14 protein-coding genes, 1 pseudogene and 1 riboswitch are annotated in these 15,180 nt (G+C 63.0%); of the genes and pseudogenes, 6 read left to right on the forward strand and 9 right to left on the reverse strand.

From position 1 onward, the window contains the following. The first annotated feature begins 144 nt into the window (after positions 1 to 144). Positions 145 to 1,137 (forward strand): AraD1 family protein, encoded by a 993-nt coding sequence (araD1, locus tag AC1RZR_RS00945; RefSeq protein ID WP_477272843.1) that lies wholly within the window; start codon positions 145 to 147, stop codon positions 1,135 to 1,137. Between the two features lie 78 nt (positions 1,138 to 1,215). Then, positions 1,216 to 1,446 carry a hypothetical protein gene (locus AC1RZR_RS00950; RefSeq protein WP_481827378.1) on the forward strand — a complete coding sequence of 77 codons (231 nt, stop codon included), beginning with the start codon at positions 1,216 to 1,218 and terminating at the stop codon, positions 1,444 to 1,446. A gap of 18 nt (positions 1,447 to 1,464) precedes the next feature. On the opposite strand, the gene AC1RZR_RS00955 is transcribed toward AC1RZR_RS00950, so the two are convergent. Both AC1RZR_RS00955 and AC1RZR_RS00960 read right to left on the reverse strand, forming a co-directional pair. Then, positions 1,465 to 2,238: an ABC transporter substrate-binding protein gene (locus tag AC1RZR_RS00955; RefSeq protein ID WP_481827379.1), complete on the reverse strand. Its 774-nt coding sequence runs from the start codon at positions 2,236 to 2,238 to the stop codon at positions 1,465 to 1,467. A gap of 101 nt (positions 2,239 to 2,339) precedes the next feature. After that, positions 2,340 to 3,434, reverse strand: a complete 1,095-nt coding sequence (locus AC1RZR_RS00960) for a 2'-deoxycytidine 5'-triphosphate deaminase (protein ID WP_477272839.1) — start codon at positions 3,432 to 3,434, stop codon at positions 2,340 to 2,342. A 137-nt stretch (positions 3,435 to 3,571) separates the two neighbouring features. After that, positions 3,572 to 3,649, forward strand: a riboswitch (SAM riboswitch). A gap of 57 nt (positions 3,650 to 3,706) precedes the next feature. On the opposite strand from AC1RZR_RS00960, the gene AC1RZR_RS00965 reads away from it, so the two are divergent. Further along, positions 3,707 to 4,894 carry an O-succinylhomoserine sulfhydrylase gene (locus tag AC1RZR_RS00965; protein ID WP_481827380.1) on the forward strand — a complete coding sequence of 396 codons (1,188 nt, stop codon included), beginning with the start codon at positions 3,707 to 3,709 and terminating at the stop codon, positions 4,892 to 4,894. Between the two features lie 14 nt (positions 4,895 to 4,908). Here the strand turns inward: AC1RZR_RS00965 and AC1RZR_RS00970 are convergent. Next, positions 4,909 to 6,050, reverse strand: a pseudogene (locus AC1RZR_RS00970) (ceramide glucosyltransferase). A 223-nt stretch (positions 6,051 to 6,273) separates the two neighbouring features. On the opposite strand from AC1RZR_RS00970, the gene apaG reads away from it, so the two are divergent. Continuing rightward, positions 6,274 to 6,666, forward strand: a complete 393-nt coding sequence (gene apaG / locus AC1RZR_RS00975) for a Co2+/Mg2+ efflux protein ApaG (RefSeq protein WP_379107056.1) — start codon at positions 6,274 to 6,276, stop codon at positions 6,664 to 6,666. 43 nt (positions 6,667 to 6,709) lie between these two features. Here apaG and AC1RZR_RS00980 read toward each other — a convergent pair whose 3' ends face one another. The 3 genes from AC1RZR_RS00980 to AC1RZR_RS00990 form a co-directional block, all read right to left on the reverse strand. Continuing rightward, complete coding sequence (locus AC1RZR_RS00980) at positions 6,710 to 7,744, reverse strand: Hsp33 family molecular chaperone (protein WP_481827381.1); 1,035 nt, start codon at positions 7,742 to 7,744, stop codon at positions 6,710 to 6,712. Positions 7,745 to 7,837: 93 nt separating this feature from the next. Then, positions 7,838 to 8,749 carry an ornithine carbamoyltransferase gene (gene argF / locus AC1RZR_RS00985; protein ID WP_481827382.1) on the reverse strand — a complete coding sequence of 304 codons (912 nt, stop codon included), beginning with the start codon at positions 8,747 to 8,749 and terminating at the stop codon, positions 7,838 to 7,840. A 17-nt stretch (positions 8,750 to 8,766) separates the two neighbouring features. Next, positions 8,767 to 9,966, reverse strand: a complete 1,200-nt coding sequence (locus tag AC1RZR_RS00990) for an aspartate aminotransferase family protein (protein ID WP_481827383.1) — start codon at positions 9,964 to 9,966, stop codon at positions 8,767 to 8,769. Between the two features lie 357 nt (positions 9,967 to 10,323). Here AC1RZR_RS00990 and AC1RZR_RS00995 point away from each other — a divergent pair, with 357 nt between their 5' ends. After that, a complete protein-coding gene (locus AC1RZR_RS00995) occupies positions 10,324 to 10,845 on the forward strand; it encodes a GcrA family cell cycle regulator (protein WP_477272826.1) in 522 nt (173 codons plus the stop codon). A 98-nt stretch (positions 10,846 to 10,943) separates the two neighbouring features. Here the strand turns inward: AC1RZR_RS00995 and AC1RZR_RS01000 are convergent, their stop codons facing one another. The 3 genes from AC1RZR_RS01000 to AC1RZR_RS01010 form a co-directional block, all read right to left on the reverse strand. Further along, on the reverse strand, positions 10,944 to 11,954 hold the full coding sequence (locus AC1RZR_RS01000; protein ID WP_477272824.1) for a magnesium and cobalt transport protein CorA: 1,011 nt from the start codon (positions 11,952 to 11,954) through the stop codon (positions 10,944 to 10,946). Between the two features lie 91 nt (positions 11,955 to 12,045). After that, the gene (gene phoU, locus AC1RZR_RS01005; RefSeq protein WP_477272822.1) at positions 12,046 to 12,771 is read right to left on the reverse strand and encodes a phosphate signaling complex protein PhoU; all 726 of its coding nucleotides are present in this window, start codon (positions 12,769 to 12,771) and stop codon (positions 12,046 to 12,048) included. A 112-nt stretch (positions 12,772 to 12,883) separates the two neighbouring features. Next, positions 12,884 to 14,149, reverse strand: coding sequence for an ATP-binding protein (locus tag AC1RZR_RS01010; protein WP_481827384.1), 1,266 nt, complete (start codon positions 14,147 to 14,149; stop codon positions 12,884 to 12,886). Between the two features lie 121 nt (positions 14,150 to 14,270). Here AC1RZR_RS01010 and ppk2 point away from each other — a divergent pair, with 121 nt between their 5' ends. Further along, positions 14,271 to 15,173, forward strand: a complete 903-nt coding sequence (gene ppk2, locus AC1RZR_RS01015) for a polyphosphate kinase 2 (protein ID WP_481827385.1) — start codon at positions 14,271 to 14,273, stop codon at positions 15,171 to 15,173. Positions 15,174 to 15,180 lie beyond the last annotated feature (7 nt).

A 15,180-nucleotide genomic window follows, 5' to 3' on the forward strand; every position in this document is an offset into this window, starting at 1 on the left:
ACGAAGAAGTCCCAAGAGGGACCAGGCTCGCGAGCGCAATCCGAATGGAGAATTTCACCCGTGGCATGGGACGAGGTCCTGGCCGCGCTGGGTAAGGTTTGCCGTTCCGGCAGCCCTGCCAAGGCAAATGAGAGAGGATTCATCATGCTGATCTCCCAGATTCTCGACGACGCCGAGACCATCCGCGTCGTTGCCCGCAACGGCGGCAAGACCCGGATCATCAATGGCGCGCGCAGCGTCTATTCGCTGGCGATGGAGGCCGCCCGCACCGGCGTCGGCCTCGTCGCGCTGATCGAACGCAAGGGCCTAGGCGAGGCGGTGGATCTCGATGCCGCCTACAAGAAGGGACGGCTGCTGTCGCCGATCAATCATCCCGATCCGGCGCATCTGCATCTGACCGGCACCGGACTGACGCATCTCGGCTCGGCCGCGACGCGCGATTCCATGCACAAGAAGCTCAACGCCGACGGCGAGGAACAGCTGACCGATTCCATGAAGATGTTCCGCATGGGGCTGGAGGGCGGTAAACCTGCGAAAGGCCAGATCGGCGTGCAGCCGGAATGGTTCTACAAGGGCAACGGCACGATGGCCGTGGCGCCAGGGGCCGCACTCCTGTCACCGGCCTTCGCCAAGGACGCCGGCGAAGAGCCTGAAGTGGCCGGTATCTATGTCATCGGGGACGACGGCGCGCCATTCCGCGTCGGCTTCACGCTGTCAAACGAGTTTTCCGACCACGTCACCGAGCGGGTGAACTATCTGTTCCTTGCCCACTCCAAGCTGCGTAACGCCTCGTTCGGCCCGGAGATCCTGATCGGCGACCTGCCTGCCGACATCAGGGGCACCTCGCGCATCTATCGCGACAACGAGGTGCTGTGGGAAAAGCCGTTCCTGTCTGGCGAAGCAAACATGTCGCACACCATCGCCAATCTCGAACACCACCACTTCAAATATGCGGCCTTCCGCCAGCCGGGCGACGTGCATGTGCACATGTTCGGCACGGCGACGCTGTCCTTTGCCGACGGCATCAACACCGAGGCCGGCGACGTGTTCGAGATCGGGGCCAAGGATTTTGGCCTGCCGCTGCGCAACCCGCTCGAGATCGAGCAGCCGGTGAAGGTGGCGGTGAAGGCGCTTTGAAGACCGGGCGCGCCAGCGCAGGTCGGCTTCCTAATGCGCAATGCGGATCGGATGACCTCCGCACTTCGCAGCGACAGGTTGAACGACAATGCCAAAGCCTGCGGCATCGATTCAGCCAGGTCGCATGTCCTCGGTTGCCTGGACAAGCAGCAGTTTCCCTTGGGGGCGGGATCAAGCGCCTCGCTTGACGAGGAGAAGCGGACCACGGCGTTCTGGGGCAGGAAGCGAGTGGCCGTGCGGGAACTGCTCTTTATCGGCCATTTCCATGCCTGCCTCGGCGCCGCGAAAGAGTATCTCTTTCGCGGCTGACCAGGGCTTGCGACAGCCTCAATAGATATCGAAGTCGAAATACTTGGCCTGGATCTTCTTGTAGGTGCCGTCGGCGACGATGGCGTCTATTGCCGCGTTGAGCTTGTCGCGCAGCGCCGTGTCTTCCAGGCGAACGGCGATGCCGGCTTGCGTCTCGGTGCCCTTGACGTCACCGACCAGCTTACAGCAGCCGTCGCTTGCCTTCTTCAGCCAGTCCACCAGCACGAACTTGTCAGACAGCACGGCATCAAGGCGGCCGTTCGTCAGGTCGGTGATCGCCTCTTCCTGGGTCGGGTAGAGTTTCGCCTCCGCACCCGCCTTGCCATAGACATTCTGGGCGTAGTCGGCCTGCGTGGTCGAAGCCTGGGCGCCGACCGTCTTGCCGGCAAGTGCCGCCGGTTCGGTCGAGGTGAGATCGGCGTCCTTCGGTGCCACCAGCGCCAGCGGTGTCGTATAGTATTTGTTGGTAAAGGAGACCTGCTTCTTGCGCTCCTCGGTGATGCTCATCGAGGCGATGATGGCATCGAATTTCTTGGCTTGCAGGGCGGGAATGATGCCGTCCCAGTCCTGGGTGACGATTTCACACTCGACCTTCATCTGCGCGCACAGCGCATTGGCGATGTCGATGTCGAAGCCGACGACCTTGCCGTCCGAGGTGATGGTGTTGAATGGCGGATAGGCACCCTCGGTGCCGATCTTCAGTTTCTCCGCCGCCTGCGCCGACAGAGAGCCGGCGGCCATAACCAGCATGGCAGCACCAGCTGCCGATATGATCCATCTGGAAATCTGCATTTTCTTGGTTCCCCTTGAACGCCGCCAGCTTGACGGCCAGCAATGCAGCCAAGCATGGCGAGCCGGCGCAGGCAAGCATATTGCCTGACGGCAATGGGAGGTCAGCGCGCGGGGCGGAAATGCTTGGACAGTTTCAGCCCCTGCGCCTGGTAGTTGGAGCCGAGATCTGTGCCATAGAGCGCCTGCGGCCGCTTCAGCATGTGCTCGTAGACCAGCCGGCCGACGATCTGGCCATGGTCGAGGATGAACGGCACTTCGTGGCTGCGCACTTCGAGCACCGCCCGGCTGCCGCTACCACCGGACGCAGAGTGGCCAAAACCCGGATCGAAGAAGCCGGCATAGTGGACGCGGAATTCGCCGACGAGCGGATCGAACGGCGTCATCTCGGCGGCGTAGAGCGGCGGCACATGCACTGCTTCCTGGCTGACGAGGATGTAGAATTCATCGGGATCGAGCACCAGTTCGCCGGCGCCGCTCTTGTGGATCGGCTCCCAGAAGTCGACGACCTCTTGCGCGGCGCGCTTGTCGACGTCGACAAGTCCGGTGTGATGCTTGCCGCGATAGCCGACCAGCCCGTTTTGATCGCCGTTGAGGTCGATCGACAGCGCAATGCCGCCACCGGAAATGTTCGGCGGCTCGGTGGCAACCAGCATCTCGGCGCGATGCAGGTCATGCAGCTCGGCTTCAGACAGCAGCGCATTGCCGGTGCGGAAGCGTATCTGCGACAGTCGCGAACCGGTGCGCGCGACGATCGGAAAGGTGCGCGGGCTGACCTCGAGATAGAGCGGTCCGTGATAGCCGGCGGCGATCTTGTCGAACTCGTGGCCACGGTCGGTCATGACGCGGGTGAAGATGTCGAGTCGCCCGGTCGAACTCTTCGGATTGGCCGAGGCCGAAATGTCCGCCGGCAATGCCAGGCTTTCAAGCAAGGGGACGATATAAACGCAGCCGGTCTCCAGCACCGCGCCCTCGGCAAGATTGATCTCGTGCAGCTGCAGCCGGTCGAGCTTTTCCGAAACCTTGTGGTTGGGACCCGGCAGGAACGAGGCCCGCACCCGCCAGGCCTTGTCGCCGAGCCGCAGATCCAGGCTCGCCGGCTGGATCTGGTCGATATCGAGCGCGCGGGCCGACTTCAGCGCGCCGGACTGGAACAGCGCCGAAATGTCCTGATCGGGAAGAATGCCTGTCTGCCGCAAGGCTCCACTCCTAGGCCAGACGTTTTCTGATCGCAGGTTCCTGCCGCAAAACCGTGGAACACTTTTGCGGAACCTGCTTGGTACAAACCTCTTAATCAAGCCGGCAATTGACGCAAGCGTGGCGCGGGTTTAAAGGGTCGTTATCCCGTGGTGATTTGGCCGGTCGGCTTGCAGCCACGTTAAACAAGTCGCTAAAGGACCGTCGGGCCGCAAGGCCGTATGGACCGGTTGCGACTTTCGCGGCCGGTTTTTTTGTGTCTGGAACAAAAGCGATGAGCACCAAGAAGCGCAACTGGAAGCCTCAAACAGCACTCGTCCATAGCGGAACCCTGCGTTCCGGTTTCGGCGAAACCTCCGAGGCGATGTACCTGACCCAGGGCTATGTCTACGAAACGGCGCAGGCGGCGGAAGCCCGCTTCAAGGGCGAGGAGCCGGGCTTCATCTATTCGCGCTATGCCAATCCGACCGTCGACATGTTCGAAAAGCGCATGTGCGCGCTCGAAGCCGCCGAGGACGCGCGCGCCACGGCGTCCGGCATGGCGGCGGTGACCGCAGCCCTCCTGTGCAGCGCCAAGGCCGGCGACCATATCGTGGCGGCGCGCGCGCTGTTCGGCTCCTGCCGCTGGGTGGTCGAGACGCTGGCGCCGAGATACGGCATCGAGGCGACGCTGGTCGACGGCACCGACATCGCCAACTGGGAAAAGGCCGTCAAGCCGAACACCAAGCTGTTCTTCCTGGAAAGCCCGACCAACCCGACGCTGGAAGTGGTCGACATCGCTGCGGTTGCCTCGCTTGCCAATTCGATCGGCGCACGGCTGATCGTCGACAATGTCTTTGCCACGCCCCTGCAACAGAAACCGCTGCAGCTCGGCGCGCACATCGTCGTCTATTCGGCGACCAAGCACATTGACGGCCAGGGCCGCTGTCTCGGGGGTGTCATCCTGTCGGACAAGAAATGGATCGACGAGAACCTGCACGACTACTTCCGCCACACCGGCCCCAGCCTGTCACCGTTCAATGCCTGGACACTGCTGAAGGGCCTGGAGACACTGCCGCTACGCGTGCGCCAGCAGACGGAAAGCGCCGGCAAGATCGCGGATTTCCTGGCCGAACGGCCCGAAATCGCCCGCGTCATCTATCCCGGCCGCGCCGACCACCCGCAGGCGGCCATCGTCAAGAAGCAGATGTCGGGCGGCTCGACGCTGATCTGCCTGGACGTCAAGGGCGGCAAGCAGGCGGCCTTCGCCTTGCAGAACGCCCTCGACATCGTGCTGATCTCCAACAATCTCGGTGACGCCAAGAGCCTGATCACCCATCCGGCAACGACGACGCACAAGAATCTGAGCGACGAGGCCCGCGCCGAGCTCGGCATCGGGCCGGGCACGCTCAGACTGTCGGTCGGCCTGGAGGATGCCGACGATCTTCTGGAAGACATCGAGCAGGCGCTGAAGGCCAAATAGGCGGCCTTTGGCTTTCAGGCGCCCGACGGCGTCTCTTCCAGTTCGGCCGCCTTGGTGCTGATGGTCATCGCGTTGCCGCGCCAGTCGACGGCGCCGCCGAGCCAGCCGCGCGCCCACATCGCAGGCAGGATGATCATGTCGCGCACCATGATCGCCGCGACCATGCGCGGCGACAGATACCAGCCCTTGGACCTGGCAAGGACGCTCTCCGGAAGGTAGAAGGCCGCCAGCACGGCAATGGCGGTTGCCCAGAGTCCGACGCCGGCGGCTGACGCCGCAACCAGCGCAAGCACCAGCGGCACCACAGCGCCAGTCAGGATTTCGGGTGCGAAGAACAGCGGGAAGGTGACGCGGCGCAGCCGTGCCCAACGCGCCTGACGCGACCAGATCTCGCCAAACGTGCGCCGGCCGAGCGGTTGCTCGAAGGGCGCGGCGACGAGATTGACGCGCAGGCCAAGGCCATTGACCAGCTTGGTCGCGGCGGCGTCCTCGGCAATCTCGGCGGCCAGCGCACGGATGCCGCCGCTGGCGTCGAGCATCGGCTTGTTCCACAACATGCTCTTGCCCTGGGCAAAGCCGAGGCCAAGCGCATCGCCGGCATATTGCCAGCGCGCCTGCAACGTGTTGAGGAAGGCGCATTCGACTTCGGCCCAGAACCCGGCCGGCCGCGAGCCGATCGGCGTCGAGCAGACAAGGCCGGTATTTGGCCGCCACGCCGCCATCAGGTGCTGAATATAGTCTTTCGGCATCAACACGTTGGAATCGGCCAAGACAACCCAATCGTGGCGCGCCGCCTCCCAGCCCTTGACGCAATTGTTGAGCTTCGGATTGGCGCTGATACGGTCGTCGCCGCCGGCACCCTGGGGAAACGGGCGATGGCGGTGCGGATCAGCCTGACCACCGGATCATCGGCATGGGCGACGCAGAAGATCAGCTCGTAGCGCGGCCAGTCGAGCGAGAAGGCACGCTCCAGCGTCTCCTGCGTGAACGGCTCGACGCCGCGCGACGGCACGACGATCGACACCGGTCGTGGCTTGCCGGCCGGCGGCGCGATGGTGCGGCGGCGCTTCAGACGCGAAGCGGCGAGCAGGATGCTGGCGAGGTTTGAGAGAATGAGAGCGATCGACAGCGAGGCGGTTATGAGCGTGAGTTCCATCGAGATCTGGTCACTCCAGAAAAGACGGCTCGCGTGATGGCCGTTTTCAACCGTTCGATAGAGCGCCGAGTCGCCCGCTTCGTGCACACCACCATTGTCATGTGTCACCTAAATGACATTCTTTGTCGGCACCTGCCTTTCAGGCCGCGCGCGACGGGACGCGCATGTTGACCTGCTCGCCCGGAGCGAGGACAGTTCGACCTGGATTGTTTTGGAGCCGCTTATGTACCGCGCCGTGACGCGCAACATCGAAGTGCAGGTCAGGCCGTTCTATCTGGAGGACCGCTCGGATCCGTCCGAGAACCGCTATGTCTGGGGCTATCAGATAACGATCGACAACCAGTCGGACGATTTCGTGCAGCTGTTGTCTCGCTATTGGCACATCACCGACGGCACCGGCCGGGTCGAGGAGGTGCGCGGGCCGGGCGTGGTGGGCGACCAGCCCGAACTCAATCCCGGCGACAGCTATCAATACACATCCGGTTGCCCGCTCTCGACACCGTCCGGCATCATGGTCGGGCACTACACCATGCGCAACAAGCGGGGCGAGACGTTCGACATCGCCATCCCCGCCTTTTCGCTTGATCTGCCGGGGACGCGGCGGACGGTGAATTAGTTCGCTCACCGGCCACGAAGCAGCCGGTGAGGCGTGTTTTTCTCTATTGAGCCGCCGTAAATTCCGCTGGATCGAAGTCATATTGCTTCGAGCAGAATTCGCAGGCGACGTGGATGCCGCCGTCCTCGGTGCTGTCCTTGATCTCCTGCGCCGAGAAGCCCTCGAGGATGCCGCGGATCTTGTCGCGCGAGCATGAGCACTGGTCGGCGACCGGAACGCCGCCGAAGACGCGCACGCCATGTTCGTGGAACAGCCGGTAGAGCAGCCGCTCGGCGCCGATCGTCGGGTCGATCAGTTCGGTCGGCTCTATGGTGCCGAGCAATGCCAGCAGCTCCTGCCAGGAATTGTCGGCCGGATCGTGGATCTCCTCGCGTGGATCGCCATCCCCGCCCGGCAGGTCCGGAACGCGCATGCGATCGGGCGACTGCGGCAGGAACTGCGCCAGGATGCCGCCGGCGCGCCATTGCTCACGGGCGCCGCCGACGCCTGGCGTCAACAGCTTGGCCACCGAGAGCCTGAGATCGGTCGGGATCTGCTCCGACTGACGGAAATAGGTGCGTGCCGCATCCTCCAGCGTTTCGCCGTCGAGCTGGACGATGCCCTGATAGCGCTGCGTGTGAGCGCCCTGGTCGATGGTCAGAGCCAGCACGCCGCTGCCGAGCAGGGTCTGCTGGGACGTCTCGCCCGCCGCGACCAGCGCCTCGAGCCGGTCGGCATCGAAGCGTGCATAGGCGCGCAGCGCCGAGGGCGTGGAAAAATCCGCGACCAGCATGTCGACCGGCCCGTCGGTGCGGGTCTGCAAGATGAACTTGCCCTCGAATTTGAGCGAGGTGCCAAGCAGGACCGTCAACACACAGGCTTCCGCCAGCAGGCGGGCGACCGGCTCGGGATAGTCGTGGCGGGTCAGGATTGCATCGAGCATCGGCCCGAGCTGAACTGTGCGGCCGCGCACATCGAGCGGACCGACCTCGAAAGGCACGACGTGATCGTCACCGGCGTAGCCGAATTCGCCGAGTTTGGGGTGATGTTCAGTCACTTGATAGGTTTCCAACATGACAAAGCTCCGGGGCGCGGCCATGCCGCCCTCCGGGGCGCATGCGTCGAAACGCGCTGTTTTTGCGTGATGGCCCGCAGATAGGCATCACGCGGTCCCGGATCAAGTCGGCCCGGATCAAGCGCCGAGGCACCACGCCAGAACCGCCTTCTGCGCATGGAGCCGGTTCTCGGCCTCGTCGAAGACCACCGAATGCGGCCCGTCAATGACCTCGTCGGTCACTTCCTCGCCGCGATGCGCCGGCAGGCAGTGCATGAACAGTGCGTCCGGCTTGGCCTTGGCCATCAGCTTGGCGTTGACCTGGTAGGGCGAGAACACGTTGTGGCCACGGGCGCGATGCTCCTGGCCCATCGACACCCAGCAATCGGTCACAATGCAGTCGGCCTGATCGACGGCTTCCTCGGGCGAGCGGGTGAAGTGCAGCTTGCCGCCATGCGCTTGCGACCAGTCGATATGCTTCTGCGCCGGCTCGCTGCCTTCGGGCACGGCGACGTTGAGGTTGAAGCGGAACCGCGCCGAGGCCTCGAGCAGCGAATGCAGCACATTGTTGCCGTCGCCGGTCCAGGCGATGGTCTTGCCGGCGACCGGACCGCGATGCTCCTCGAAGGTCATGATATCGGCCATCAGCTGGCAGGGATGGGTGTCGTCGGTCAGGCCGTTGATGACCGGAACGGTGGCGTTCTCGGTCAGTTCCAGCAGCCGCTCATGCGAGGTGGTGCGGATCATGATCGCGTCGACATAGCGCGACAGCACCTTGGCGGTGTCGGCAATGGTCTCGGAGCGGCCGAGCTGCATTTCGGTCCCGGTCAGCATGATGGTCTCGCCACCAAGCTGACGCATGCCGACGTCGAAGGACACGCGCGTGCGCGTCGACGGCTTGTCGAAGATCATCGCCAGCACCTTGCCGTCGAGCGGCCTGGTCCGCTCTCCGGCCTTGAGGCGAGCCTTTCGCACCACCGCATCGTCAAGCATGAAGCGCAGATCGCCTTCGGAAACGGCGGAAAGATCGGTGAAGTGGCGAACTGACATCAGCAATGGTTCCGGGATTACTTCGCGGCGGCGGAGGCGATCGCCTCCGCCAGGCCCTTGGCGCCGGCGCGGATGCGGTTGAGCGCGTCGTGGATCTCGGCATCGGTGACGGTGAGCGGCGGCAGCAGGCGAATGACGTTGTCGCCGGCCGGAACCGCCAGCAGGTGCTGGTCGCGCAGTGCCATGTTCACCTTGGTGTTGGGCATCGCGCATTTGAGGCCGAGCATCAGCCCGGTGCCCCTGATGTCCTCGATGACCTCGGGAAACTCGTCGGCGACCGCTGCCAGCCCCTGCTTGATCAGCAGCGCCTTGCGCTGCACATCCTCGAGGAAGCCGTCTTCCAGCACCACGTCGAGCACGGCGTTGCCAACCGCCATGGCCAGCGGGTTGCCGCCGAAAGTGGTGCCATGCACGCCGGATGTCATGCCAATGGCGGCCTCATCCGTAGCAAGGCAGGCGCCCATCGGGAAGCCGCCGCCAATGCCCTTGGCGATCGCCATGATGTCGGGCGTGACACCGGACCATTCATGCGCGAACAGCTTGCCGGTTCGGCCGATGCCGCACTGGACCTCGTCGTAGATCAAGAGCAGGCCGTGCTGTTCGCACAGCTGCCTGAGCCGCTTCAGCGATTGCGTCGGCACCGGGCGAATACCGCCCTCGCCCTGTACCGGTTCGATCAGGATCGCGGCGGTCTCCGGCGTGATCGCCTTCTCGGCCGCATCGATATCGTCGAAGCCGACCTGGTCGAAACCCTCGACCTTGGGTCCAAACCCTTCAAGGTACTTGTACTGGCCGCCGGCAGCGATGGTCGCCAGCGTGCGGCCATGGAAGGCACCCTCGAAGGTGATGACGCGGAAGCGTTCGGGATGCCCCCTGACGAAATGGTAGCGCCGCGCCGTCTTGATCGCGCATTCCAGCGCCTCGGCGCCGGAATTGGTGAAGAACACCTTGTCGGCGAAGGTGGCATCCACCAGCCGCTCGCCGAGCCGGCTCTGCCCCGGAATCTCGTAGAGATTGGAGACATGCCAAAGCTTTGTGGCCTGCTCGGTGAGTGCTGCAACCAGATGCGGATGGCTGTGGCCCAGCGAATTGACGGCGATGCCGCCGGCGAAATCGAGATATCGCTCGCCCTTGTCGGTAATCAGCCAAGTGCCTTCCCCGTGGTCGAAGGCCAGGGGGGCGCGAGCAAAGGTCTCGTAAAGCGCCGAACCGCTCATTATATGCGTCTCCGGTACCGGAAAATCAAAAAAGCCGCCAAAGCGGCGGCCTTTGCGGCTTATCGTGTTTTTCGGCCATGAAGTCAACGAAAACGTCGCGTAGTGGCGCGCAACAAGCCCTCCAACGCAGCGCCGGCTCACGAGCGACCGGGCAAGTTGGGGAAAACCGAAAAAACCGATTCGTGTTGCACTTGGGACTCTTGTCACCGAGTCAGCGCATAGAGTAGTTGTAGTCGAGAAATAACTAGATTTCGTGCGGCGGACCTAATCACCAGATATATGTGGTGTCTGCCCCGGCAAATGTTGTCGGGTCGGGAGCGGATTCCGATTGCCGCACGCTTAGAGGAGCGCGGTCTCATGAACTGGACTGACGAGCGGGTAGAACTTCTCAGAAAACTGTGGTCGGAGGGTCTGAGCGCAAGCCAGATTGCTGCGCAGCTTGGAGGGGTCAGCCGCAATGCGGTCATCGGCAAGGTGCACCGGCTGAAGCTGTCGGGCCGCGGACGTTCGACCGCCACGCCGGCACGCCAGAAGAAGGCGGCGCAAGGATCGACCGTTCAGAAATCGGTGTCGCGCGCCGCAAGCGCGGTCCGTCATGTCACGTCATCGATCGGCTCCACGGCCTTGCAGACGCAGTTCGACGCCGAACCGGTGGCGCGCCACCACTACATCCGCCCGGTCGAGAATGTCGTGGTACCGATCTCACGGCATCTGCAGCTCGTCGAACTGACCGAGCGGACCTGCAAATGGCCGAACGGCGATCCGCTTTCGGAGGACTTCCATTTCTGCGGCAACGATGCCGCCGAAACCGGACCCTACTGCAAGTACCACGCCCGCTTGGCTTTCCAGCCGGCATCGGAGCGGCGGCGGAGTCGCTGAGCGAATAGCGAATAGCGAATAGCGAATAGCGAATAGAAACTGATCGAGCGTCCGCGAGGGCGGCAATCCTGTTTCCCCTATTCGCTATTCGCCCTCTTTCACAACCAGCCGTTCTTGCGAAAACGCCAGTAGAGAAACGCGCAGATCAGCGCGATCGTGGCCAGCACCACCGGATAGCCGTATTCCATCTTCAGTTCCGGCATGTCGTCGAAATTCATGCCGTAGATGCCAGCGAGCGCCGTCGGCACCGCCAGGATGGCGGCCCATGAGGCGAGCTTCTTGGTGTTCGCCGTTTCCTGGCTCTGGCCGACCAGAAGGCTGGCCTCGAATGCAAACGCCAGCACCTCGCGCAGGCTGTCGATCTTTTCCTGCACCGTGCGGATATGGTCGGTCACGTCTCGAAACAGCGGATGCATGGCCGTATGGATCTGCGGCAGCTCTGCGCTGGTCAGCCGGCGGCAGACTTCGACCAGCGGAAGCGCCGCATTGCGCAGGCGCAAAAGATCGCGGCGCAGCATATAGAGCCGCTCGATGTCGGGGCCGGTCATCGGTTTCAGCAGAACCCTGTCCTCGATCGCCTCGACCTCGTCCTCGATCTGCTCGAGGACAGGCATGTAGTTGTCGACGATGAAATCGAGAATGGCATAGAGGACGAAGTCCTCGCCCTTGGCCAGCGAATGCGGACAGCTTTCCCAATGCTGACGAACGGCGGCATAGGAGGTGGACGGGCCGTGTCTGACGCTGACGATGTAGCCGCTGCCGACGAACAAATGGGTCTCGCCGAAGGTGACCCGGCCGTCGATCAGCTGCGCGGTGCGGGCGACGATGAACAAGGCGTCGCCATATTGCTCGATCTTCGGGCGCTGATGCGGGTGCTCGGCATCCTCGATCGCCAGCTCATGCAGGTGAAACTGTGCCTGGACGCGCAGCAGCAGGTTGCGGTCGGGCTCGAGCAGGCCAATCCAGACGACATGACCGGATTTCTTTGCCCATTCGCCAGCTTCCTCGATGGAAATGTCGGCGATGCGACGCCCGGCCGTATAGACGCTGCAAGCGATAATGCCGGCTGTCGGCGCAGGCGCCGGGGTCAGGTTCCGAACATTTTCCATCACGACCTCCCGAAACAAATCCACGGACGAGGATACAGGAAAGCCCGGAAAGCTTAGCGCAATTCGGCCGACGCTTCGAGAGCACGACCGTTCAATTAACCGGCGGTGTCGAGGACATGGTGATCTTGTCGGTCTTGTCGCCCTTCGGCCGCTCGGCCGGCATCTGTTCCCCGGTGACGATATAGTAGATGGTCTCGGCGATGTTGGTGGCGTGATCGCCGATCCGCTCGATGTTCTTGGCGCAAAACAGCAGATGCGTGCAGGGCGTGATGTTGCGCGGATCTTCCATCATGTAGGTCAGCAATTCGCGAAACAGCGATGTGTACATGGCGTCGATCTGGTCATCGCGGTCGCGCACGAAGCCGATCTTGTCGACCGAGCGCGATGCGTAGACGTCGAGCACTTCCTTGAGCTGGGTCAACGCCAGGTTGGCCAGGGCCTCGAGGCCGCGGAACAGGCTGGTCGGCTGGCGGCCGTCGGTGACGGCGACGACCCGCTTGGCAACGTTCTTGCCGAGGTCGCCGACCCGTTCGAGGTCGGCCGAGATGCGGATGGCGCCGACGATCTCGCGCAGGTCCGTCGCCATCGGCTGGCGCTTGGCGATGATGATGATCGCCTTGTCGTCGATTTCGCGTTGCCCTTCATCCAGCACGGCATCGTCGCGGATGACCTTCTGGGCGAGGCCGGGGTCGGCATTGACGAGGGCGGCTATCGCTTGTTCGACCATACGCTCGGCATGGCCGCCCATCGCCGCGATCCGTTTCGACAGATATTTCAACTCCTCGTCATAGGCGCTGACAGTATGCACGGACTGCATGGACGAATGCCTTCCCACGGCTGTTTTGACTTGAGTCGTTTCCTCGAATCCCCGCTGATACGCTAGCCGGATGACAGAAAAAAGAAACCGTCCCGTGGAAACTAGGGCGGTATCAGTGCGTCGGCAAATGAACCGAGAAGGCAGCGCCCTTGCCGACATCGGACTTGATCGAAAGCCGAGCGTTGTGGCGTGTCAGGATATGCTTGACGATCGACAGACCAAGACCGGTGCCCTTCTGGGTGCGGCTGGTCTCGACATCGACGCGATAGAAGCGCTCGGTGATACGCGGAATGTGCTCCTCGGGAATTCCGGGGCCAAAGTCCCTGATGGTCACGTCGATGCCCGGCTGCGGGCCGGCATCGCTGTGTGCGATCGACACCACGACGCGCCCGCCCGATTGGCCGTATTTGCAGGCGTTTTCCAGCAGGTTCTCGAAAACCTGGAACAGCTCGTCGCGATCCCCCGGCACATCTAACGGCCCGTCGGCGTAGTCCCGCTCGATGGCAACGCTGTTTTCGCTGGCCAGCGGCCCGAGCGAATCGATGACGCTGTCGACTGTCTCGCGCAGGTCGACCTCGGTTCCCGGCTTCAGATAGGGCTTCATCTCGAGCCGCGACAGCGACAACAAATCGTCGATCAGACGCGCCATGCGACCGGTCTGGCTCTGCATGATCTGCAGGAACTGGTCGCGGGCTGCCGGGTCGTTGCGGGCCGGTCCGCGCAGCGTTTCGATGAAGCCGGAGATCGAGGCGAGCGGAGTGCGCAGTTCGTGGCTGGCATTGGCGATGAAGTCGGCGCGCATGCGGTCGATCCTGCGCGCTTCGCTCTGATCCTTGAACACCAGCACGTAGAGATCGGTGCCATGGCCGACCGAGGACACGCTCACCCGGTACGCCCGTTCGACCGGCAGCTTTTCCGCATAGTCGACGACGTCGGAGGCGACATCGCCCGACAGCACGCTGTCCAGCAGAGCCTGCATTTCCGGTGCCCGGAATTTTAGCGACAGCGACATGCCAGGTGCGATCCCGCCGAAGGCGGCAAAAGCGGCGGCATTGGCATGGACGATGGTGGCGGTCCGGTCGAAGATGATCAGCGGGTCGGCGACGGCGGCGGCAAGATATTCGCCGGAGAGCCGTTGCAGACCGATTGCCTCGATCGCTGAGCCACTCTCGGCTGATTGGCGCGTGCCGGTGGCCGGCAGCATTGCCGTTGCAAGCAGCAGCGCCAGCGCCGCAAGGACGACATAGGCGGATATCGCCGCCAAAGCATAAACAGCGAGGACCGCGACGACACCGGCGGTCAGCAGCCAGCGGCTGTTCCACAGCCGGATGGCCAGGGCTTGCCCGATGCCTTTCTGCTCTGCGTCCAGGTCAGCCATTCGCTCGCGCGCCCGCACCCCACGTCTTCACACCGGTCGCACGGTTGAAGGAAACTTCCGCTGGACCGCTCCGGAGGCTCCCAATAGCATGAGTCCGGAAGCAGGAAAGGGGTTCGTCTCGATGAAAAAAACCAAGGAAACTCCCGCCGCGCCGTCGTCGGGTCCGCTGAAGATCAGGATCGACGGCAAGGAGCGGGAGTTCGATATCGAAAATCCCGTGCTTCCCGACTGGGTCGAGGACAACAAGCTGATCGCCGGCGACTATCCCTACGACAAGAAGATGAAGAGCGACGACTATGACGAGACGCTCGAGAAATTGCAGATCGAACTGGTCAAGGCGCAGGCGTGGCTGCAGGCGACCGGCAAACGGGTGATGGCGCTGTTCGAGGGCCGCGACGCCGCCGGCAAGGGGGGCACCATCTTTGTGGTGCGCCAATATCTGAACCCTCGTACCGCGCGCAATGTTGCACTGACCAAGCCGACCCCGACCGAGCAGGGGCAGTGGTACTTCCAGCGTTATGTCTCCCATTTCCCGACATCGGGCGAATTCGTCACATTCGACCGCTCCTGGTACAACCGTGCCGGCGTCGAGCCGGTGATGGGTTTCTGCACGCCGAAGCAGCACGAACAGTTTCTCGACGAGACGCCGCATTTCGAACGGATGATCTCCAACGAGGGCATCCACTTCTTCAAGTTCTGGCTGAACATCGGCCGGGAAACGCAGCTCGAGCGCTTCCACGATCGCCGCTACAGTCCGCTGAAGAGCTGGAAGTTTTCGCCGATCGACATTGCCGGTATCACCAAATGGGACGACTACACCAAGGTCCGCGACACCATGTTCGAGCGCACCCACAAGGAGTTCGCGCCGTGGATCATCATACGGGCCAACGACAAGCGCCGCGCGCGGCTGGCGGTGATGCGGCGCATCTTGTTGTCGCTGCCCTATGACGGCCGCGATCTCGAAATTATCGGCAAGGAAGACAAGAAGATCATCGGCGAAGGGCCGTCGTTTTTGAAAGAATAGGCTGGCC

This window comes from Mesorhizobium bavaricum (assembly GCF_056781655.1).